The 21,205-nt window shown below is 68.6% G+C and carries 23 protein-coding genes; 8 read left to right on the forward strand and 15 right to left on the reverse strand.

Going from position 1 to position 21,205, the window contains the following annotated elements; genetic code table 11:
- Position 1: 1 nt before the first annotated feature.
- Positions 2 to 358, reverse strand: coding sequence for a recombinase family protein (locus tag AMA02S_RS38180; RefSeq protein ID WP_218005261.1), 357 nt, complete (start codon positions 356 to 358; stop codon positions 2 to 4).
- A gap of 252 nt (positions 359 to 610) precedes the next feature.
- On the opposite strand from AMA02S_RS38180, the gene AMA02S_RS38185 reads away from it, so the two are divergent.
- The 4 genes from AMA02S_RS38185 to AMA02S_RS41010 all read left to right on the forward strand — a co-directional run bounded on the left by AMA02S_RS38185 (position 611) and on the right by AMA02S_RS41010 (position 3,596).
- Positions 611 to 1,399: an ABC transporter ATP-binding protein gene (locus AMA02S_RS38185; RefSeq protein WP_067469465.1), complete on the forward strand. Its 789-nt coding sequence runs from the start codon at positions 611 to 613 to the stop codon at positions 1,397 to 1,399.
- A complete protein-coding gene (locus AMA02S_RS38190) occupies positions 1,396 to 2,166 on the forward strand; it encodes an ABC transporter permease (RefSeq protein WP_067469467.1) in 771 nt (256 codons plus the stop codon). The genes AMA02S_RS38185 and AMA02S_RS38190 overlap by 4 nt, the downstream gene beginning before the upstream one ends.
- Before the next feature lie 22 nt (positions 2,167 to 2,188).
- A complete protein-coding gene (locus tag AMA02S_RS38195; RefSeq protein ID WP_067469470.1) occupies positions 2,189 to 2,803 on the forward strand; it encodes a TetR/AcrR family transcriptional regulator in 615 nt (204 codons plus the stop codon).
- Positions 2,804 to 2,969: 166 nt separating this feature from the next.
- Positions 2,970 to 3,596: a recombinase family protein gene (locus tag AMA02S_RS41010; protein WP_218005262.1), complete on the forward strand. Its 627-nt coding sequence runs from the start codon at positions 2,970 to 2,972 to the stop codon at positions 3,594 to 3,596.
- Positions 3,597 to 3,614: 18 nt separating this feature from the next.
- Here AMA02S_RS41010 and AMA02S_RS38205 read toward each other — a convergent pair whose 3' ends face one another.
- The 4 genes from AMA02S_RS38205 to AMA02S_RS38215 are packed head-to-tail and all read right to left on the reverse strand — an operon-like array spanning position 3,615 to position 6,166.
- The gene (locus AMA02S_RS38205) at positions 3,615 to 4,319 is read right to left on the reverse strand and encodes a class I SAM-dependent methyltransferase (protein ID WP_067469476.1); all 705 of its coding nucleotides are present in this window, start codon (positions 4,317 to 4,319) and stop codon (positions 3,615 to 3,617) included.
- Entirely contained in the window at positions 4,316 to 4,504 is a 189-nt protein-coding gene (locus AMA02S_RS42565; RefSeq protein ID WP_157431114.1) for a hypothetical protein, read from the reverse strand. The genes AMA02S_RS38205 and AMA02S_RS42565 overlap by 4 nt, the downstream gene beginning before the upstream one ends.
- Entirely contained in the window at positions 4,501 to 5,004 is a 504-nt protein-coding gene (locus AMA02S_RS38210) for a hypothetical protein (protein WP_067469479.1), read from the reverse strand. The genes AMA02S_RS42565 and AMA02S_RS38210 overlap by 4 nt, the downstream gene beginning before the upstream one ends.
- Before the next feature lies 1 nt (position 5,005).
- Positions 5,006 to 6,166, reverse strand: a complete 1,161-nt coding sequence (locus AMA02S_RS38215) for a molybdopterin-dependent oxidoreductase (protein WP_218005263.1) — start codon at positions 6,164 to 6,166, stop codon at positions 5,006 to 5,008.
- A gap of 609 nt (positions 6,167 to 6,775) precedes the next feature.
- On the opposite strand from AMA02S_RS38215, the gene AMA02S_RS44515 reads away from it, so the two are divergent.
- From AMA02S_RS44515 to AMA02S_RS38235, 4 genes are all read left to right on the forward strand, one after another.
- Entirely contained in the window at positions 6,776 to 8,104 is a 1,329-nt protein-coding gene (locus AMA02S_RS44515) for a tetratricopeptide repeat protein (protein WP_245668019.1), read from the forward strand.
- A 65-nt stretch (positions 8,105 to 8,169) separates the two neighbouring features.
- The gene (locus AMA02S_RS38225) at positions 8,170 to 9,723 is read left to right on the forward strand and encodes a High-affinity nickel-transporter (RefSeq protein WP_245668020.1); all 1,554 of its coding nucleotides are present in this window, start codon (positions 8,170 to 8,172) and stop codon (positions 9,721 to 9,723) included.
- Between the two features lie 394 nt (positions 9,724 to 10,117).
- Positions 10,118 to 11,617 carry a DUF4331 domain-containing protein gene (locus tag AMA02S_RS38230; RefSeq protein WP_245668021.1) on the forward strand — a complete coding sequence of 500 codons (1,500 nt, stop codon included), beginning with the start codon at positions 10,118 to 10,120 and terminating at the stop codon, positions 11,615 to 11,617.
- Positions 11,614 to 12,360 carry a class F sortase gene (locus tag AMA02S_RS38235; protein WP_084266028.1) on the forward strand — a complete coding sequence of 249 codons (747 nt, stop codon included), beginning with the start codon at positions 11,614 to 11,616 and terminating at the stop codon, positions 12,358 to 12,360. Before AMA02S_RS38230 ends, AMA02S_RS38235 begins: the two co-directional genes overlap by 4 nt.
- Before the next feature lie 240 nt (positions 12,361 to 12,600).
- On the opposite strand, the gene AMA02S_RS38240 is transcribed toward AMA02S_RS38235, so the two are convergent.
- The 10 genes from AMA02S_RS38240 to AMA02S_RS38285 all read right to left on the reverse strand — a co-directional run bounded on the left by AMA02S_RS38240 (position 12,601) and on the right by AMA02S_RS38285 (position 21,190).
- Entirely contained in the window at positions 12,601 to 13,137 is a 537-nt protein-coding gene (locus AMA02S_RS38240; protein ID WP_067469489.1) for a YceI family protein, read from the reverse strand.
- A gap of 52 nt (positions 13,138 to 13,189) precedes the next feature.
- The gene (locus AMA02S_RS38245; RefSeq protein WP_067469492.1) at positions 13,190 to 13,639 is read right to left on the reverse strand and encodes a type 1 periplasmic-binding domain-containing protein; all 450 of its coding nucleotides are present in this window, start codon (positions 13,637 to 13,639) and stop codon (positions 13,190 to 13,192) included.
- A gap of 133 nt (positions 13,640 to 13,772) precedes the next feature.
- Positions 13,773 to 16,502: an AfsR/SARP family transcriptional regulator gene (locus AMA02S_RS38250; RefSeq protein WP_067469495.1), complete on the reverse strand. Its 2,730-nt coding sequence runs from the start codon at positions 16,500 to 16,502 to the stop codon at positions 13,773 to 13,775.
- Positions 16,499 to 16,894, reverse strand: a complete 396-nt coding sequence (locus tag AMA02S_RS43130; RefSeq protein ID WP_067469498.1) for a pilus assembly protein TadG-related protein — start codon at positions 16,892 to 16,894, stop codon at positions 16,499 to 16,501. Before AMA02S_RS43130 ends, AMA02S_RS38250 begins: the two co-directional genes overlap by 4 nt.
- A 61-nt stretch (positions 16,895 to 16,955) precedes the next feature.
- Positions 16,956 to 17,414 (reverse strand): TadE/TadG family type IV pilus assembly protein, encoded by a 459-nt coding sequence (locus AMA02S_RS43135; RefSeq protein ID WP_067469501.1) that lies wholly within the window; start codon positions 17,412 to 17,414, stop codon positions 16,956 to 16,958.
- A complete protein-coding gene (locus AMA02S_RS43140) occupies positions 17,411 to 17,809 on the reverse strand; it encodes a hypothetical protein (protein ID WP_067469504.1) in 399 nt (132 codons plus the stop codon). Before AMA02S_RS43140 ends, AMA02S_RS43135 begins: the two co-directional genes overlap by 4 nt.
- Positions 17,806 to 18,030, reverse strand: coding sequence for a hypothetical protein (locus AMA02S_RS38270; protein WP_067469509.1), 225 nt, complete (start codon positions 18,028 to 18,030; stop codon positions 17,806 to 17,808). The genes AMA02S_RS43140 and AMA02S_RS38270 overlap by 4 nt, the downstream gene beginning before the upstream one ends.
- 33 nt (positions 18,031 to 18,063) lie before the next feature.
- A complete protein-coding gene (locus AMA02S_RS38275) occupies positions 18,064 to 18,960 on the reverse strand; it encodes a hypothetical protein (protein ID WP_067469516.1) in 897 nt (298 codons plus the stop codon).
- Entirely contained in the window at positions 18,957 to 19,835 is an 879-nt protein-coding gene (locus tag AMA02S_RS38280) for a type II secretion system F family protein (protein WP_067469519.1), read from the reverse strand. The genes AMA02S_RS38275 and AMA02S_RS38280 overlap by 4 nt, the downstream gene beginning before the upstream one ends.
- Before the next feature lie 2 nt (positions 19,836 to 19,837).
- On the reverse strand, positions 19,838 to 21,190 hold the full coding sequence (locus tag AMA02S_RS38285) for a TadA family conjugal transfer-associated ATPase (RefSeq protein ID WP_084266030.1): 1,353 nt from the start codon (positions 21,188 to 21,190) through the stop codon (positions 19,838 to 19,840).
- Between the last annotated feature and the right edge of the window lie 15 nt (positions 21,191 to 21,205).

Genomic DNA, 21,205 nt, shown 5'->3' on the forward strand with positions numbered 1-21,205 from the left:
TTCACCGTGGACTGTGGTGCTCTGGTGCGCGGGGGGCGGTGAGGTCCATCACGGAGAACGCGCCGTCGTGGATGCGCAGGGCGAGGCGGTCGAGGTGCAGGACGTCGAGCACGTCGAGGATGTGCTGGATGCCACGCACGAGACCGAACATCTCGGAGATGTGCACGGTGTCCCCGGGCCGCGGGTAGGTCAGCAGCTCCCCGAACTTGGGTCGCTGGAGCGGGTGGAGGCGTCTGGAGGTGCCAGCCTGCTCCTCGAAGGTGATCGGGCCGGTGATCCGGGCTGCGCCCAGGACGAGGTTCTGCCGGGAGGTCGACTGCTGCTCGGTCGAGACCCGCTTGTAGACCAGGTTCGCCATCGGGTCCCTTCCGCGGGGAGGGGCGGACCTTATCTGTCGTCAAACCCTGTCATCAATCACCATCGGATCTGATTGGAGCGGCGCCGTCCCAGTGCCCTGGTCATGCCGGGTTTCATTGGGCGTGTGCGCGCCCTGTCGTCAAAGGTTCGTTCGTCGACATGTGGCTATGCCTAGAAGGGGCACCGCTTGACTCGTCTCCCCTCTGGGGTTAGCTTCTAACAAAAGTTAGTCACTAACACATGGGCGGGTCTCATGCACGATCCCACTGTCGTGGGTGATGGAGCCGGTCCCACCCAGCGGCGGCCGGGCAAGGTCCTGTTGGAAGCGCAGGGAGTGCGCCGGTCACTCGGTGGCGATGTCGTCCTGCATGGCGTCGACATGGCGGTCCAGTCCGGCAGCATCCACGCGCTGGTCGGCATGAACGGCGCGGGCAAGACGACGCTGATGCGCATCCTGCTCGGGATGCTGCCGGCTGATGGCGGGAGGGCGTCGCTGTTCGGCATCCCGGTCGGTGCGCTGCCCGCCGAGCGCTGGCGCGATGTCGGGCAGATGATCGAGACCCCGTCCCTCTATCCCGAGCTCACCGCCCGGGAGAACATGACCGCGGCCGCTCTGCTGCACGGCCTGGACCGCGAGGGTGTCACGGACAGTGTGCGGCGCACCGCCGCCCGCCTCGGCCTGGAGCGGTGGCTGGACCGGCGCGGCAAACGGTTGTCGCTGGGCACCCGGCAGAAGGTGGCGCTCGCCGCAGCGCTCGTCCACCGGCCAACCGTGCTCGTGCTCGACGAACCGAGCAACTCCCTGGACCCCTCGGCGCTGGTCTCCCTCCGGGAGATCATCACCGGCATCGCCGAGCGCGGCGGTGCGGTGCTGATCTCCAGCCACCACCTGGACGAGCTGGCCCGGCTCGCGGACACCGTAACCGTGTTGCACCGGGGCCGGATCGTCGGCGGCCTCGATCCACGCGGCATCGACCTGGAACGCGCGTTCTTCGACCTGATCTATCAGGTCGACCAAGACCGGCCCGGGGAGGCGGGATGACCGGCGACTTCGGCAGGCTCCTCGCCGTCGAGACCATGAAAATGCGCCGGGCACCGGTAGTCGTCATCTGCACGGCCATCATCGTGCTGGCGCCGGCGCTGCTCGCCGCGGCGGCCATCTTGGCCCTGCGGGCGGACTCCTCATCAACCTTTGCGGCGAAGGCCCGGCTGCTGGCATACGGATCCGGCTGGACCGCCTACCTCGGCACCGGCGCGCAGGTCATGGCGGTCGCGGTGCTGCTGTGCCTCGGTTTCGGCATCGCCTGGTGCTTCGGCCGAGAGTTCACCGAAGGCACTGTCGCCGGGCTGTTCGCCCTCCCCATGGGCCGCGGCGCCATCGCGCTGGCGAAATGCACCGTCCTGCTGGTCTGGAGCGTGCTCGCCTCGATCGCCTCGACGCTGGTGCTACTCGGGGTGGGCCTGGCCCTCGGCGACCTCGGGTCCCAGCCGCCGCGGTGGTGGCTGCCGCTCGGCGTCTGCCTACTGAGTGCGTGCAACACCTTCCCGCTGGCCTGGCTGGCCACCGTCGCCCGGGGCTACCTCGGCGCCGTCGGTGGCCTGATCGGCCTGGTCGTCGCCACCCAACTCGTCACCTCGTTCGGCGGTGGCGGTTGGTTCCCGTGGGCTGTGCCGGGCCTGTGGGCCGGGCTTGGCGGCACCGACATCCACATCGTAGGAGGCCAGTTCGTCCTGCCTGTCGCCGTCGCGCTGATCTCCATCGTCGCGACGACGGTGCGCTGGCGCAGCCTCGAACTCGGCAGCGCCTGACCAGCGAAGGAGAGAGCATCCAATGACCGCGTCCAAGCCGCCGCCAACAGGCCTGCGGGCTCGGAAGAAGGCCCAGACGCGCCGCACTATCCAGGAACAGGCCCTTCAGCTGTTCCTGGCCAAGGGGTACGAGAACACCACGGTGGAGGAGATCGCCGCCGCCGCAGGGGTGTCCCACATGACCTTCTTCCGGCACTTCCCCACCAAAGAGGCCGTCGTCGAGACCGACGACTACGACCCGATGATCCTCCAGCTCATCGCGCAGCGCCCTGAGGAAGAGGACACGCTCACGGCCCTGCACCACGCACTGGCCCAAGGGCTGAAGACGGTCTACGCCACCGACAAAGACACACTCCTGATCCGCACCCGGCTCGTCCTGAGGACACCGGCCCTGCGCGCCCGAGTCTGGGAGAACCAGCACGCCACCGAGGAGACACTCACCCAAGCCCTCACCGCCCGCCGACCGGCCCAGAGTGAACTGGCCACCCGGGTCCTCACCGCCGCCGCACTGGCCGCGCTGACCACCGCCCTCACCATCTGGGTGGACAGCGAAGGCACCGAAGACCTGCCCAACCTGGTGGACAGCGCATTCATCACCCTGCAGGAGCACAGCCCGCAGACCAAGGCCACGAGCTGAGACGGAGCGACGACGGCTGCGGCAGCAGCTTGTCGACGCTGGTCCAGCGTCCGATCTGTTCAGCGGGCACGGCGGGTTCGGCTGGAGAACGGGCGGCGTCAGCCACACGACCGCTCTCGCCACCAAGGCGGTCGGGGCGCAGCCCAAGGACCACCCGGCTCGTGCGTTGCCCGGCGCGCAGCTCGGCGAGGGCGGTACGGATCACCAGTGCGGCGATGATCAGCGCCGGGGCGCCAGTCCCGCTTCGATACCGCCCCTGCCGCTTCGGCACGGCGGGCGGGTCGCTGGTGGTGCCGGCTGCGGCGGGCCAGCACGATCGCGGCGAGCAGAGCAGCGGCGGTTCGCCCAGGATAGAAGAGCATCGGGGCTCGCGGTCACCCTCGTGGTACACCAGTACAAACGGCTCGACCGCAGCATCGAACTGGCCGCGCTCGCCGAACAGCTCAAAGCCACCGACATCGGGCTGGAGTTCCTCACCGGTGAACTGTGGAGCTCCCACGACCCGTCCGGCATCGTCTTCACCGTACCTACCGCCCTGTCCGGCATGGAACACGAGTACATCCGCGACCACACCCCGGACGGCCACAAGTCCGCCCGCACCCGCGGCACGACCATCGGCGGCGCCGCCGTCACCGACGACGCCATCCCCAGTACCAAGGGCAATAAAAGGGCCAGCACCCCTCACCCGCCACCGTCTGGCGCATGCTCCGCGAACACGACGAGAGAGCCCCCGCGACCGCAGCAAGCGACTGACCGGGGCACCGCCCCGACGACAAACCCCGGACGCTCCTGACCAGCCTCGCCAGTTGCCTCACTCGTCGAGGTGAAGCTGGGGCAGGCTTTGTGGGTGTCGGTGGTGGCGGTCGCTTTTGAGTGAAGCGCGCCCGGCTTTGGCGAAGCCTGGGCGCAGGGCGACGAACCACCGGTCGGCCTCCTGCCACTGTTCGGCGACGGCGGCGCGGCATGCGGCGGCCAGCACGGGGACACCGTCTGCGGACACATGCGCCCAGGGGAACCATTCGCCGACCGCGCGGCCCGACCGCAGCCGCAGCGGTTCGGTCCACGACGGCGCGCCCGGCGGTTCCACCTCCGCCAGCACCCGGCCACCCGGTCCCAGCAGTGCCAGGACGCGCCGCAGCAGCGCGGCGGGGTCGCCGCCGATGCCGATGTTGCCGTCGGCCAGCAGTACCGTCCGCCATCGTCCGGTTCCCGGCACCCGCCCGAACACGTCCCGGCACAGCGCCGGACCGCCCGCCTCGATCGTCAGCGCGACCGCGCGCTCGGCGACGTCGATGCCCAGCACCGGTATCCCGCGCCGCGCCAGCGCCACCGTCAGCCGGCCCGGCCCCGACCCGACGTCCAGGGTGGCGCCCGTGCAGCGGTCGAGCAGCCCGGCGTCACCGCGGCGCAGCGCCAGCCAGTCTTGCATGGGCAGCGGGCGACAGCGGCCGTCGGCGTGCTCGATCTCCACTCCCGCGGCGCCCCGCAGCGCCTCATCGTACAAGTCGCCGATCATGCCGGTCCGGTCCTGGTTCCGGGCCGGGCCCCCAACGCCCGCACCGCCACCGCGAACCGCCTGGCGGGCGCCTGTGTCGCGACCGCCTCGGCATGGGCGGGGGTGTCCATGTCGGTCGGTTCCGGCAGTTCCCTCGCGGCGAGCCCGGCATTCGCTCGGCCGAAGTGCACTTCGTACCGAGTCATTTGCCCCGGGTCCGGCGGTGTTGCGAGGCGCTCCCCAGGCGCAGGGCGTAGATGAGGGCGCTGAGGGCGAACAGGGCGGCGGTGATGAGCAGCCAATGACCGAGGTATGCCTGCTGGGTACGCCCGGTGGCGGCGAGGTAGCTGGACCGCCCCTTCTGGATGATCAGGGGAAAGAACAGAAGGAACAAGAGTCCTGCTCCCAACGCCGGCACCCTGATGTGGTTCACCGCCGGCACGGGGGCCGGTGCCGCGGCGCTTGAGGGGCGCACCGACCGGAGGGCTCGGACGAGGGAACGGTCGGCGAGGGCGTACAAGGGGAAAACGATGAGGTCGTGACCGACGGCGGCGCCGGCGAACCAGACCAGGATCCAGGGCCAGTGCGAGGTGGGGAAGGTCTGAACGGCCGCATAGCCGGCCAGCGCGAAGCAGATCACCAGGGCGAGCAGGTGCAGCGGGGCGGCGCCGTAGAAGTTCTTGACGGTCATCAGCGCGTGCCGCATCTCAGGTGTCCCGGAATGCGATGGAGCGCACCCATTTGGTGTTGTGGACGCCCGGCAGCGCGGGGACGATCACGCGGGCGGGGTAGCCGTGGTCGAGAGACAGATCGGTGCCGTTGACCTTCAGAGCCAGTAGCGCGTCGGGGTCCAGGACCTGGTTGGACTGCAGGGTGGCCTGGTTGAAGGCCCCGCCCTCTTGCAGGGACTGGACGTGCGCTGAGGTCGGATGGCCGGCGCCGACGAGGGAGGCGAGGTCACGCAGCCGGACACCGGTCCAGGTCTGCACGGTCGACCAGCCTTCGACGCAGGCGATGGGCAGCACGGCGGTGTGCTGCGGCATGGCCAGCAGCTCGTTCCGATCCAGCCGAACCGTCCGGCCACCGCCGGTCAGGGTCAGAAACCAGCCAGCGCCGACGTCGGCGTTGATCCCTGCAGCGGCGGCGGTGTGATTGACCGGGAAGTCGTGCGGTGTGTCCCGATAGCCGCCTCGGGGGGCCAGCAGCGCGACGCGCCGGGCGGTTCCGCCGATGCTCTGCCCTGCGATCATGACGGCGGTCAGGACGCTGCCGCCGCCCACCAGGGCCAGTGCGCCTCGGCGGCTGAGGGTGGCCGGGGCCGGATCGCCGGCCACCAGTCCGTCGGGATCAGCGGATTCAGGCCGGGTGGCGGCCCGAGAGGTCCGAAGTTCCCGGCGGAGGGACGGCGAGCGCAGGGCACGGATCAGGCGCGGCAGCTTGATGGTCACGTGCGAGACGAAGGCGCCGATGAACACCCAGGCGCCGTAGTAGTGGGCGGTATAGAAGTCGAAGTTGAACGCGTACCAGTACTGGATGTCCAGGACACCGGTGACGATCTCGAACAGGATGCCGCCCACCAGAAGCAGCAGGGAGAACCGTTCCAGCACCTGGGCGAGTGAACGGGCGGGCGGCCAGATGAACAGCTTCGGCAACACCGACCACAGCTTGGCCAACACGACCGGCACCACCGCCAGCCCGAGGCCGACGTGCACCCCCTGGTTGAGACGGTACAGCCAGACCGGTCGGGTCGGCCAGGCGAAGTACGGCAGGTGCAGTCGCCCGACATGGGCCGGGTACGCCTGCCCGAACCACGGCGCGTACGCCACGAACGACACCAACCCGGTGATGATCACTAAGGGAAGCGTCACCAGCAGAACCGCCCCCAACATCGACGTCAGCCACGGCCCCCGCAAGGGGCTACGCCACGCTCGGGCACGACCGAACCCTGGTGGACGGGCTCGCTCCAAGGCGCGCCAGAGCTTCACCGGAAAACCGAAGGTGGCCCTCCCCTCGGATCCACGCCGATCAGGCGCGGCCACGTTCCCTCGCCTGCCGATCAGATGGACCGCGAGGACTGCACCGACCTGTGCCACCACAGCCGAGCGGCCCACGTTCCATTGCTTTCATGATGAACGCATCTGCGCGCCATGAAGGAACCCACTCGCCACCATAAATTACCTTGGGCAAATCATGTGTTCCCTTCAAGAAGGCGCCAAGGGCAACCCTCGCCACCAGCCCTAACGGATGCCGTTCACTTGGAAGGGTATATTGCTCACGTTTCCAGGGAGGGCAAGCGGACATCCATGGCAATTATCGGCATCGCACTACAACACGGGCGCGAATTATCCGGCGAAACGGGAATTTGCTTGCAGCGGCCGATGGCGGCGGCTTTTGGTCTGCCGTGACGCCGCGCCACCTTCGTGCCGTGAGGACGGCTTTCCGTCACGTCATCGTGAGTTGAAAGGAGCACCGCAGGCATGAGGGCCACCGCGATTTGGCGGAGAAACCGGGCGAGGCGAGGGGGAGACCGCTTCGGTCGCCTGCATGTGGCCGGGCTGGTGGTTCTCGTCATCGCCACGGCGGCGGTCGCGGTGATCGTGGTCGGGATCGCGCGCAGAGGCCCCTCCACAGGCGGCGTCTCGGTGCCGGCGGGGAGCGGCGGCGCTGATGCCGTGAGCCGCTATCAGCAGAGATTGCGAGCAGTTCCCGGCGACTACCAGACTTGGGCGGAACTGGGTGGGGCTTATGTTGAGCAGGCCCGGATCAGCGCTGACCCCTCCTACTACCCCAAGGCTGAGGGTGCGCTGCGGCGATCTCTCACGCTGCGCCCCGCCGACAACCATGCGGCGATGGTCGGGATGGGCGCGCTGGCCAACGCACGGCACGACTTTCGCGCCGCAGCAGGCTGGGGGGAGCAGGCCAAGAAGACCAACCCCTTCAGTCCAGGTGTATTCGGTGTTCTGGCCGATGCCTACACCCAACTGGGTGACTACGCGGCCGCCACCGTTGCAGTCGGCCGCATGACCAGGTTGGCCCCGGGCGTGTCGTCGTTCACCCGAGCCTCCTACGAGTTGGAAATACACGGTGACCGGAAGGGTGCCCGCAAGCTCCTGCTCCAGGCGCTGCAGGCTTCATACGTCCCCTCCGAGATCGCCTACTGCCGGTACTATCTCGGTGAACTGGCCTTTCATTCAGGCGATTTCGCCCAAGCCGGCCATCAGTACCGTCTTGCTTATACAGCTGACCAGTCGTATACCCCGGCGCTTGAGGGGATCGCGAAAACGGCGGTGCGTCGCGGCGACCACGGCTCCGCATTCAAGACGTATGAGGCGGTCGTGGGCCGGATGCCGCAACCGCAGTACATCATGGAGTACCTGGAGCTACTGAACGCCCAGGGTCGCAGGGACGAGGCCGCCCAGCAGAGCCGGCTGTTTGACACCACCCAACGGCTGCTCGCCGCAGGCGGTGTGGCCGACAACCTGTCGGCCTCGGAATACGCCGCCGACACCGGTGACGCCCGGCAGGCCCTGGTCCAGGCCCGTGCCGAATGGCGCCGCCGCCACAGCGTGGTCGTCGCCGACGCCTTGGCCTGGGCTCTGCATCTGAATGGCAGGGACCGGGAAGCGCTTGGCTTTGCGAAGAAGGCGACACGGCTGGGCTGGCGGAACGCCCAGTTCTATCAGCACAAGGCCGTCATCGAAGAGGCGCTCGGCGATCACCGGGCCGCTCGCCGCGACCGCGTCAGAGCCTTTCGCGCCAACCCGCACCTGGACGAGAAAATGGCCGCGTTGGGAAGAGTCACGTGAGGGACTCACCACGCCGTCTGCTGCTGCCGGCCTCGGATGGCGTGCCATGGGCGAGGGGTGTGCTCGTGGTGTTTCCGGCCGCGCTGATCTTGCTGGTGGTGATCCTGCTGGTGGGGGTCGGGGTTGGCCCGGTCTCGGCCGCAGCGGCGCATCCGCTGGGCAACTTCACCATCAGTCACTATGACGAGCTGACGCTGCGCAGCGACCGTGTGGATGACCTGGCGATCGTGGACTCCGCGGAGATTCCCACTCTGCAGGAACGGGGCAGGGCCGACGTGGACCACGACGGCAGGGTCACCTCCGCCGAATCGGACGGTTACGCGCGCGATCAGTGCACCCGGCTGAGCCGAGCCATTTCGGCTGAGGTGCAGGGAAGGCCGCTGGTCTGGCGGATCCGGTCCTCAGCCTTCGTCTACGTCCCGGGCGCGGCGGGCTTGCTGACCAGCCGCACCACCTGCGCCCTGACCGCCGCGACGTCTCTTGGGCCGGGGTCGCACGTGGTCTTCACCGACGGCTTCCGCAGCGATCGCATCGGCTGGCGCGAGATCACCGCGGTCGGCGACGGAATCCAGCTCGACCACCCGCCGGTTCCGCGCCGCAGTGTCAGTCGGCAACTACGGCACTACCCCGATGACCTTCTGGCCTCCCCTTTGGACGTGCGCTCGGTCACGCTTCGGATCGGCCACGGAGCGGGGTCCTCGGTCGGAGTGCTGCCGCAGCTGCCCTCCGCAGGTCTCCTCACCCGAGCGGTCAACCGGCTGAACAGTCGCTTGGACGCGCTCGTCGCCTCCCGAGAACTGACCTTCCCCATCGGCCTTCTCGCCCTATGCCTCGCGCTGGTCCTCGGCGCGTCCCACGCCGCGATGCCCGGCCACGGCAAGACCGTCATGGCGGCCTATCTCCTGGGTCGCCGCCGCAACCTGCGCGGCGGGCTGCGCGACGCCGTCATCGTCGCCGCCACTGTCACCCTCACCCACACCGCGGGCGTCCTGGTTCTTGGGCTCCTGGTCAGCGGCTCGGCAGCGCTGGCCGGGGAATCGCTGCTCAAGGTCCTCGGCGTCGTCAGCGGACTGCTGGTCACCGCTATCGGGTTCGGGTTGCTGCGCAGTGCGTGGCGAGCCCGCCGAACCCCCCGCCCCACCCTTGAGGTTCGCGAGGATGCCGCCCTACCAGTCGCAGCGATGGCCGGGCATCCCGCCATTCAGTCCCCCGAAGACGCCCACGCCCACGGGCACGGGCACGGGCACGGCCACGGCCACGGGCTGGTGCACCGGCACGTGAAGCGGCCGGATGGAGGTTCTCGCCGGAGTTGGCTGCTCGGGTTGGGGATTGCCGGGGGGCTGGTGCCCAGTCCTTCGGCGCTGGTGGTGCTGCTCGGCGCGATCGCACTCGGCCGTTCCGGATTCGGTGTCGCGCTGGTCCTCGGGTACGGCGCGGGCATGGCCGCCACGCTCACCGCCACCGGGCTCCTGCTGGCCCGCCTCAGTGACGTGCTGCATCAGGTGCCGTTCTGTCGACGCGCGTGGAACCTGGCCGGGTACACCCGGATAGTGACCGCCTGGCTGGTCATCGTTGTGGGGACCGGGCTGGCCCTGCGCAGCCTTACCGGCTCGGTCTGAACCTCCGCTGGAAACACCGCGCCATGCCTGGCGGAACGCCTTCGGTCTTGAGCGATGCCGGGGCCCTGCCAAGTCGATCACGTTGGGGTCGTTTCCGCAAAGTGAGGCGGTGCGTGCGCGCCTGCACCTCGCGCACGGCGACCGCGTTCAGCCCCTGTTGCGGATGGTCCTTCAAAAGCTGATCAACTCCGATTCCAGAGATCTTCTTGCGGGGCGTTTCGGTCCCCAGCGGGGTATGAGGCAATTCAGTGATCAGCTGCGGAAGGGGCCGTCTGATGTCCGTGTCCGCGCCCGACCGGAGGAGGCAGGCGGAATGCGCCAATTGCGTGAGCGGGTGCGCGTAAATCGCGTCCTAGTCGCGTCCGCGGCGGCGGGGACGCTCAGTGTGGCCAGCATGCTGGCCACACTGGGCCCGGGGACGAGTACGGCATCGAGCCATCGCGAGGCGCCGCTCATCGCCAATGACCCCCAAGCCGACAACACCGACGTGTATGCCTTTACCAGCCCCGACTCCCCGGACACCGTGTCCATCGCCGCGAACTGGATCCCGTTCGAGGAGCCTGACGGGGGCCCGAACTTCTACCCATTCGCCACAAATGCGCGCTACAACATCAAAATCGACAACGATGGCGACGGTTACGCCGATATCACCTATCGGTGGACGTTCCGTAACGAAGACCGCAGGGGTGACAAGACGTTCCTGTACAACGACGGGCCCGTCAAATCCCTGCGTGATTCGACGCTGCTGTTCCGGCAGCACTACACCCTGACCAAGATCACCAAGGACCGGACGCGGACCCTGGTCAAGGACGCGATCGCCGCGCCTTCCTTCGTCGGCAAGACATCGATGCCCAACTACGCCGCACTCCGGCAGCAGGCCATCACCTCACTGCCGGATGGAGGAAAATCCTACGTCGGGCAAGCCGATGACTCGTTCTTCCTGGACCTGCGGATCTTCGACCTGCTCTACGGCGGTGACCTCAGCGAGACCGGTACCGACACGCTCAAGGGATACAACGTCAACAACATCACGCTGCAGGTTCCCAAGTCCGACCTGGCGCTCAAGGCAAACACCACCCGCAACCCCGTGATCGGCGTCTGGTCCACCACCGACCGCAAGGGAGCGGGCGTCAGCATCGACAAGGCGCCGGCGGGCACCTACCGGCAGGTCTCCCGGCTGGGGAACCCGCTGATCAACGAGGTGATCTCCCCAGCCGGGCTGAAAGACGCCTTCAACCGGCTCGACCCTTCCCAGGACCACACCGTCCAACCGCTGGTGAACCGTGTCCTCAACCCCGAGGTGCCGCAACTGATCCAGAAGATCTACAAGATCAAGGCACCGGCCACCCCGCGCAAGGACCTGTCGGAGATCTTCCTGACCGGGATCTCCAAGAATTCCGGCGGTCCGATCAAGGCCGACCTCAACTCGCAACTGCTGAACAAGGACGTCGACCCCAAGCGGTTCACCCCAGCCGAGGAGCTGCGGCTGAACATGGCCGTCCCCCAGACCGCCCAACCCAACCGGCTCGGAGTCCTCGCCGGTGACCTGCAAGGCTTCCCCAACGGGCGCCGGCTCACCGACGACGTCGTCGACATCGAACTCCAAGCGCTTGAAGGCGCCGCGCAGACCGGCAAGCTCGTTCCCGCCCTGGCCAAGGGCGACCGCGTCGACCACAACGACAGGCAGTTCGGCCGATCCTTCCCCTACCTGGCCCTTCCGCACAACAGCGGGTCGGGCAAGGCCATGCCCAACGGCGGAGCCGCCACCGGAGGTGGATCCACCTCCGGCCTGCAACACACCGGCCTGCTCGGTCTAGGGGCCGCGCTGCTGGCCGCGGCCGCCGGAGCCATGGCGCTCCACGGCCGCAGCCGCACCATCGCAGCCGTTGAATGATCCTTCGTACCGCCGCAGCGCGCCTGCACACCGCGCAGACAGCCCTGCGGCCCGCCGCCGGCCGCCAGGACCACGCCGTCCCGGCGGCCGCAGCGACCCTGGCCATCACCGGCGCCAGCATCATCGCCTTCACTCTCGCCGCCCAGCGACACGCGCCGCAGCCGCCACTCACCGTAGGCGCGCCACCTCAAGCACCAGCCGCCACCCCGGCCCCCGGCCCCATCGCAACACCATCGGCTTCCCCGCTGCCCTACGCCGTCCCGGCCCGGATCGAAATCCCCGCGATCAAGTTGAGCGCGGCGATCATCGCGCTCGGGCTCAACGACGATGGCACCCTCCAAGCCCCCCAGCCGGGACCCGACTACGACAAGGCCGCCTGGTACACCGGCTCAGCCGCACCAGGCCAACCCGGAACCGCCATCATCGAAGGCCACCTCGACTCCGCCCGCAACGGCCCCTCGGTCTTCTACCGGCTCGGAGCCACGCGCCCCGGCGACCTGATCACCATCACCCGCACCGATCACCAGAAAGCGACCTACCGCCTCGACACCATCAGGCGCTACCCCAAAACCGCCTTTCCCACCGACACCGTCTTCCGCGACACTGACCCCCCATCACTCCGGCTGATCACCTGCGGCGGCCGCTTCAACACCCGCACCCACCACTACACCGACAACACGGTCGCCTTCGCCACCCTCACACCACCCCCGACACGCCACCACAGACCCGAACTCACCGCCTGACCATCACCGGTCGCGGCGGGGGTCCCTATGGGGCTCGTCAAACAGCCTTCGGTGTCCCCGGAGGTTGGGAAGGAAGTGCCGCGTGCGGAGAGCAGCGCGCAATCGCGGGTTCGCGGCCGAGCAGACGTCCGGTGACAGGGCCCCTCGTCGTCGGTCCACGTCGCCCTCGCCCCGCGCAGGGAACGCCTCGGCCGCGTATCCACCGATCGCCATGCCGGGAACGGGCTCATCGTCAGGTGATCACCGCCTCGATTTCCAAACCTTGTCGCCGACCATCACGCCTCCGGCGGCCATCGGCAGGGTGATGTCGATGACGAAGTCGCGGCGGTTGATCTCAGCGCTCGCCGAGAAGCCCGCCCTCGGCCCGCGCGAGTCGCTGGTGAAGCCGAGAGGTTCGAGTACCAGCGGGACGGGACGTGTGACGCCGTGCAGGGTCAGCTCACCGGAGATCAGCCAGTCGTCACCCCGGAACGCCATACTGACGGAACGGTAGGACATCTCCGGGTACCGTTCGACGTCGAGAAAATCGGCTGAGCGCACGTGCTTGTCTCGGTCCTCGTTGCGGGTGTCGATCGAGGCCATGTCGACGTGCGCGGTCACCGAGGAGGCGAGCGGGTCCTTGGCCGTGACGATGGTGCCGCCGAAGGTGGTGAAGTGGCCGCGGAACCGACTGATCATCATGTGCCGGACGGTGAACGCCACCAGAGGGTGCACCGGATCGATCTGCCAGGTCGCCGCACGGTAGCCGGGAATCGGGATCGAGGATTGTTCGGGCATGGGTATCACGTCTCCGTCGAATTCGTGGGTGTCCGGACCGGCAGGGTGGGGGCTAGCTGCCGGCCCAGATCTTCTTGTAGGCGCTGCGGAAGTCGACTGGCGGTTCGTACTGCGCGCCCGAGGCGGGCAGGTTGTGCTCCTTGTCGACGAACTGCCAGCCGCCGCCCTCGCTCGGCAGGGTGCGCGGGTTCTGGCCGGCGAAGACGCGGTTGAGCGTGTCGGCGAGTCCCCACATCAGCCATGAGTACGGCAGCGGGACCGAGGCGGTCTGGGTGCCCTGGCGGATCAGCTCGTAGTTGAGCCTGCCGCCTTCTCCGCCCACGACGATGACGTTCTTGCCGCGCAGCGGTGACTGCTGGATCGCGGTTTGCATGCCGATACCGAAGAGTTGGTCGCTGTCCACTCCGATGGCCTTGGAGTCGGGATTGGCCAGGATTCCGCTCTTCCAGATCTGCGTGGCCGGGTTGGGTACCTGGTTGAAGGCGAAGTCGACCGGGACCAAGCGGCATTTGGGGCAATCGCGCTTGATGAGGGTTTCGAACGCGGAATCGATCGCCGAGTAGACCCGAGATGTGCTTCTGATACGCGCTGGCACCATCGAGGCCCGCACCAATCCGCGTGTCCGGCCGAAGGGGTCAGTGGTCCTGGAGGTTGGTGAGGAGTTGGTGGGTTTGGTCGTTGGGTTCGGTGTTGAGGTCGGTGAGGCGGGTGGTGAGGAGTTGGTAGGTGCGGTGGGCGGCGTCGGGGTGGCCGAGTCGGGTTTGGAGTTGCATGACGTCGCGGTAGAGGTGTTCGGCGTAGGGGTCGTGGGTGATGGCCTGTTCGAGGACGGCCAGGGCTTGTTCCGGGTGGTCGTGCTGGAGGTGCCGGGCGTGTTGGGTGAGGGCGTCGATGGCGGCGCGGCGGAGGTATTCGCGGTGGGCTTCGGCCCAGTGGTAGGTGAGGTCGGTGGCGAAGTCGGCGGTGTAGAGGTTGGTGATGGGTTTGAGGGCGGCGGTTCGTTCGGTGTCGTTGGTTGCGTGGCGGCCGTGGGTGAGGGCTCTAGTGAGTTGCCACAGGTCGATGTTGATGAGGTGGGAGTCGAGGCGGTAGCGGCCGGCGATGTGGATGACGAACATGGGTTCGCGGAGGCCGGTGTGGGTGCGCAGGACTTTGCGGATGTTGGCTACGGCGGTGTTGAACGCGGTGGTGGCGGTGTCGGGGGAGTGGTCGGGCCACAGGGCGCCGATTGCTTGGTCGCGGGTGATGCCGTCGGGGTGGAGGGCGAGGTAGGTGAGCAGGTCGCGGGCGCTGCGGCGGATGCCGGTGGTGATGAGGCCGTTGGCGGTGTGCAGGCGGATCTGGCCGAGAACCTGCAGGCGTGCAGGTCGCGGGTGGTCCTCGTCGGCGGGATGTGGTGGCGGGGCGAGCGCGGCGGGTTCTTGGATGGTTGTGGGGGTGGTCTGGCTGCTTGCGCCGTTGTCGGTCGATGTGGAGACATTGTTGGTGGGCGGGGCGCCGGTGGCGGTGTGCAGGGTGTGGAGCATGGCGGTGGCGTCGTCGGCGGTGAGGTGGAACAGGCGTGCGCCGAGCAGGGTGCTGGCGTGGGGGCCGTCGGCGTTCGTGATGGTGGTGTTGTCGGTGAGGTGGGCGTTGGTCGCGGTGGGGCAGAGGCCGAGGGTGAGGGCGCCGATGCCGTAGCGGCGGGCGAGTTGGGTGATGGTGTGCAGGGCCGCGGCGTTTTTGTGGTCGGGGGTGGAGGCGACCAGGAGCAGGGTGGGGAGCGGTTCGGCCGGGTCGGTGGCGCGCAGGGCGGGCAGATCTGGTTGGTCCGCTGTTTCCAGGAGCCGGGCGCGGCGCAGGACTTCTGCCTCCAACTGCGTGAGGGCGGCACTCAGGTTGGGCATGGTGGTGAGGCCGGGAAGAGCGGCGGCGAGTTCGCTGCCGGGGTAGATGGCCTGGAGGTCGGGCTGGGGGATGAGGAGTTCGACGCGGTCGCGGGACGCCTTGGCCAGCAGCTCGGTGATGATGGCGCGAGCTGCGCCGAGTGCGGTGTCGCCGGACAGGCTGAGGTGAAGTCCGGGCAGGGGCAGGCTGACGGGGTGCTGGTTGCGGGTGCCCAGAGTGATGCTCTCGGGTGCTGGGGTGATGCGGTCGTGTGCGACGAGCTCGGCGTCGGAGGGGATTGAGGCGTCCTGGTCAACGCGGGTCTGGTCCAGATGGGCCTTGCGTACCTGGGCGACCGGTGCCGGTGGGGTGGGTTCGCGCGGCGGGGGGTCTTCTGTGGTCGTGGTGCCTGGGCGGTGTTGGTGGCGGCGGTGGAGCCGGGTGGCGGCGACGGCGATGCTGAGCGCTGCGGCCAGGCCGAGGCCGATGTAGGAGCCCGATGGCAGCGTGACGGCTGAGGAAGGGTGCTCCTCGTCCAGGGTCCGGTTGGTCGGCGAGGGCTGGTTGGCGGTTGGCTGGCCTGTGGGTGGCGGTGCGACGATTGGGCTGGGGATTGGCGATGGCCTGGCCGCGTTCGGGGTTGGTGGCCGACCGGGAGGTCGTCGGGTGTGGTCGGCGCGAGTATCGGCGTCTGGTGACGGCTGTTCGGTTCGGGATGGTGGGGATGGGCGGGATGGTGCTGACCATGGGGTTGTCTTGTTGATCGGGGGTAGTCGTATCCGCTGGCCGGGGTGGAGGTCGGCAGGGTTGCTCAGGGCGGGGACACCGTCGGGTTGATCGAGGTGTTTGCTGGCTTTGTAGATGGTGGGGTAGAGGCTGCCGGAGCCGTAGGCGCGATGGGCGATGGCCCACAACGTGTCGCCGCGTTCAACCACACGCGTCCGCCAAGCGGTGGGGTTGGGAGCCTGCTGGTCAGTGGGCTTGTCGCTGAGTAGGGGCGCCCATTCGCCGTCGTCGGTGGTAGTGGTGTCGGCGCCGGATGAGGACGGCGCGGGGGTGGGGGGTTCGGGGATGGGCGAAGGGGTGGTGGTGTGGGTGCTGGCTGAGGCGTGGGTGGTGAGGGTGGCGGTGCTGAGGACGAGGGTGGCGGTGGCGAGCAGGTTCCGGGCCAGCATTTGCAGCGGACGTACTGGACGCGGCAGAAACGGTGCGGATCGTCCGGCCAGGTAGCTGATGGTTTCGGTGCAGGTGGCGATGGCGAACACGGTCCAGGCCGCCCAGCCCAGCAGGCGCATCGCCGTCAGGAACAGGCGTTGGTCGGTGTCAGGCCGCAGCAGTATCGTGGTGATCTGGGCACTGGACGGCAGGGTGTCGGGGACGGGGGAGCCGGCGACGGCATGCAGGCCGATCGGCGCTCCGACCAGCAGGATGGCGAAGACGAGCACCGCGCCCAGGCCGCGGCAGACCTCGACGAGGCGAGGGCGGACAGGATTGTTCATGGCCTGTCGGGTCCTCGCACTCCGGTGATCAGATTCGCGGTCGCGGAGGCGTCGGCCCGCAGGTGGGTGATGCCGATGACGGGGAGGAACAGCGCTGGCCGGGTGACGGTGACCTGGACGCGGATGGCGCGGGTCCCGGAGGCGGTCACGGTTCCGATGTAGCCGGCGTCTCGCAGGTAGGTGCGGGCGGCGCGTATCGCCGACCGGCGGTCCACGGTGAACTCGCCGCGGGCATAGGCGCGATCGAGGTCGACTTGGCCGGCGCCTGCGCGTGCGGCTTCCTGGGCGACGGTGGTGGCGTCCCGGCGGGCTTCGAGGTTTTGCTCCACATCGACGACGGCGCCGAAGAGCACCAGCACGACCAGGGTGATGATGACCGCGAAGATACTCACGTCAGTCTCACCCGAAGATCGCCTGCGCCAGACGGGCGCGTCGGGGTGGACGTCATTGCGGTCACCCTGCCTTTGCGCGGTAGGGGTCGATGGGAGAACGGTGGGTCTTGGTGACAGTGCGGGTTCCCGGCATGCCGGGCAACGCGACGTCAGCGAGCCGGATCGCGCAAGTGACGCGAGCCGACACGACGGCGCCCTGGCCGACCGGACGGCCGAACCCGGCCAGGTCGAGCCGGACGGTCGGCGTGCAGTGCAGGTCATGGTCGCGCAGCGTCGTCATCGCGCTGGTGACCGCGCCCGCGCGAGCGCGCCCGACGGTGCGGGCGATGGATGCCTGCCGCGCGGCATCCGCGGCGGCCTGAGTCACCACGGCGGCACCGTGTTGGACGCGCATCGCGGTCAGTAGCCCGGCCAGGAAGAGGATGAACAGCGGCGCGAGGATGGCGGCCTCGACGGTGGCGTTCCCTGCGTCCCTCGAATGAAGCGATGACTTCGGCCGCCAGGCGATCCGGATGTTCATGGTCGCCCGGGGATGGTGAAGCGTTCGCGGGCGCCGCGTACGGTCCGGGTGATGTCGATATGGACGCCGGGCATGATCGTCGGAGCGCTGCCGGTCACGCGCACGGTGACGGTGGTGCTCCCGGTCACCGTGGCGACGGGTGAGCGCAGAACGGGTTCGGCGCGGGCGAACTGGACTGCGGCGGTACGGCCTTGTGCGGTGGTGCCGTGGTGGGCGCGGGCCACGCGTAGTCCTTCTTCGGCGGCCGACAATGCGATGTCGCCGGCGACCGACACCATCACCGCTTGCAGCAACGCCAGAAACAGCAGACCCACGGCGGGGAAGATGATGGCGGTGGTGAGGGCGGCCGAGCCAGCCTCCCGTTCCGCCTTCCCGGGGAAACGACGACAGGTCATGGGCCGCTGGCTCCGGGAATCTTGTTGATCCAGGCATGCACCTTCCCGGAGACCGCGAGGTAGACGGTGAAGGCCAGGCCCGCGAAGCCCGCGACGATGATGATCGTCTCGACCGTGCTCGATCCGCGGTCGCGATCGTGGCACAGGTCGGCGATGAGCTGGTCACGGCGGTTGATCACGGCGACCGCAGTCTTGGTGGTGATGGCGTTGAGTGTGCGCAAAGGTTCCCCCGTGGTTGGTGGCATGGGTGTGGCTCAGCCCGATCCAAGGAGCTTGGAGAAGAACGGGAAGCCGATCAGGATCACGAAGCCGAGCATGAGCAGGGAGGTGGGCACCCACATCGCGGTGGTACGGGCGTTGGCTTCCGCGCGTGCCGCAGCGGACGCCTCGTGCCGCATCGAGGCGATCTTGGCGATCAGGACGTCGTGCATCTTGGCGCCCTGGCTACCGGCGATCTCGGCGGTGTGCGCCAGATCGATCAGATCACCGACGTCGATGTCGGCCCCGAGTTGAGCCAGCCCGCGCCAGGGCTGCTGCTGGGCGTGCCGGGCCCGGGTCAGCGCCTGGTGGACGCGCTGGAACGGCCACCCATCGGTGATCTTCGCCGGATTCTCCAGCGCGCTGTTCAGCGCCGCACCTGCTTGACGTTCCAGGGCGACCAGTTGCAGGTAGCAGGTGAAGGCGTAGCGGAAGTCCTTGCGGCGCTGCCGAGCCTGGGAGCGCACGCTCCAGTCCGGCACCATCGACAGCGCCACCGCCAGCACCAGCCCCGCCAGCACCGGCACCCTCCACGGGGGCGAACCACCGGCCAAACTCACCAAGCCGCCCAGCACCGAGGGCGCGGCCAGCCCGGTGAGAAACAGCGACAGTTTGACCAGCATGAATCGCTCGACCGAGCGCCCGAGCAAGTCCAGGTCGCTGAGGGGAACAGCGAGCAATCCGCTAGGGCGCGCGACCCGCTTGACCAGCCATCGTCCCCAACGCTCGCTGCCGCTCATGCGGGAGGCCAGGGCATCGTCGGGATGAATCGGGGTGGGTTGGATGCGTGCCAGAGCGGCGTCCAAGCGCGGCGGTGCGGGCCGCAACTCCCCGACGAGCACGATCACTCCGACGGCAGCCAGGCACCCGACTAGCGCGGCGAGCGCGGTCATGTGCCTGCCTCCTGCTCAGCTGCTACACGTGTGGCGTGTAGGAAGCGGGTACCGGTGGACAAGACGGCCAGTCGCCGCATCCACCACAACCCCGCCGCGTAGATCCCGGCGACGATGGCCAGCACGCCCTGCCCGACGGACGTGCCGTAGGGATCGGCGAGCGTCGAGGAGGCGGCGAAGAACACACTCAACATGCCCACGGACGCCACGATCACGATCAGAGTCGTCCGCAGGCCGGCCCGTTCGGCCTCCACGTCCCGCCGCACGATCACCTCCTGCTCCACCGCCTCGGCCAGCAATCTCAACGCCTCCTGGGTACCGGGGCCGCGGCGGTGCGAGGCCAGGATCAGCGCGCAGGCGATCAGGTCGGCGACCGGGTCGTCCAGTTCGTCGGCGAACGCCCGGAGCGCATGCTCGGTGCTGGCATGGTTGGTCAGCCGCTCAGCGAGAGTCTGGACCGGATCGCGGATACTGCCGGGTGCGACGCGGACACTGTCGGCCAGGGCCTGTTCCAGTCCACGGCTGGCGCCGACCATCTCGGCCAGCCGCCGCGACCACTGAGCCAACGCCTCCAACCGGGCGATCCGGCGCTGCGGCGCCCGGCCCGAGAGCATCGGCGGCAGCGCATACACGGCCGCAGCGGCGGCCAGGGCAGCGACCGGCCACCCCGACAGCACCAGCACACCCAGCGCGGCCCCGGCACCGGCCAGCAGCCGGTTCCGGCGCCCCGGCCACGCGGGCGACCGCAGCACCCGTCGCCAACGCGACGGCGGACGCCCCTCCCGCGCCCCCGGTTCAGTTCCCCGCACCCCGGCTACCGCGGTGATGACCGCCCCTGCGGCGCACATCCCCGTGAACGCGGCCAGCAGCAGCATTATCACGACCAGCTCCCACTCGCCGATGCCAGGAGCGCGGGGTCGAAGTCATGCGCCGCCAGCTCATCTAGAAGGCTGGTGCTGATGTGTCCACCGGCCGGGACGGCGCGTCCGTCGGTCCCGGGGGTGAAGATGACGTTGCGGGTCGGCTCGGCCGCGTCTGCCGGCGGCCCGATCTCCATCACCTGGGACACATACCGGTCGTTGGTGGTCTGGTCGCGTCGAAGGTAGACGATGAGCGGCTCGGCCAGCCCGAACATCAGGCGCACGTCATCGGCCGCCAGACCGAGGTCAGCGCGGCGGCTGAGCTGGACGACCCGACTGAACACATGCTCGGGCCGGTGGACGTGCAGGGTGCACATCGACCCACGCGCCCCGGAGTACATCACCTCCAGCATGGGCGCGAGCTCCCCATGCCGAGCCTCACCCACGATCACCCGGTCAGGGTTCAACCGCAGGCACGCCGGCACCAGATCCTGCAACCGCACTTGCCCGACGCCTTCGGAGTTGGCCTGGCGAGCCTCCAACGCAACGACATCCTGGTGTCGGTGCGCCAACCGGGGATCATCCAGGAACAACTCGAAATCACTTTCCAACGTGATGATCCGCTCCTCCACCGGGATCTCGTTGGCCAGCGCCCGCACCAGCGTGGTTTTACCGGTGTTGACCTCCCCGCACACGATGATGTTGCGGCGCGCGCCGATCGCCGCCCGCAAGAACCCCTCCAGCGGCTCGGTCAACGTGCCCAGCCCGGTGAGCTGCCGCAAGCTGATGTCAACCAGCCGATGAACCCGGAACGCCAGGTGAGGACGCCGAGACACCCACCCCACGACCGCCAGGCGCACCCCGTCGGCGAGCGCGACATCCAGCAGCGGTGAGGCGTGCGAGAACTCCCGGCCCGTATTGCCACGCCGCGCGAGGAGCTGCACCCACTCAACAAGGTCGTCGTCGGTCGCGGCGGTCGGCGGCCCCGCTTTCTTGGTGCCGTCGGTGAAGGTCACCCAGGTCTGGTCGCAACCGTTGACCACGATGTTCTCCACATCGGAGCGGTCCAATAGCTGCTGCAGCGCTCCCAGCCCGAACCGCCGATCGAACACCAATTGCGCCACCCGCCGCTGTTCAGCCGCAGGCACGACGCGCCCAGAGGCCGTTTGCTCATGCATCCACACCTGCACTTGCGCACTGATCAACTGCCGCGCCTGAGCGTGATCCAGATCGTCGCCAAGAGCATCCACGAGCTGGATGGAGATCTGGCGCACCGCCGCCCACACGTCCACATCGCTGCCCTCGGTCGGCCGTTGAGACGACGAAGTGGATCCTGATGGCCTGAAGGCCGCGTGGCCGGTGCCGATCATTCTTGCCGAGGTCCA

It is taken from the genome of Actinomadura macra NBRC 14102, assembly GCF_001552215.1.
Classification (GTDB): domain Bacteria; phylum Actinomycetota; class Actinomycetes; order Streptosporangiales; family Streptosporangiaceae; genus Spirillospora; species Spirillospora macra.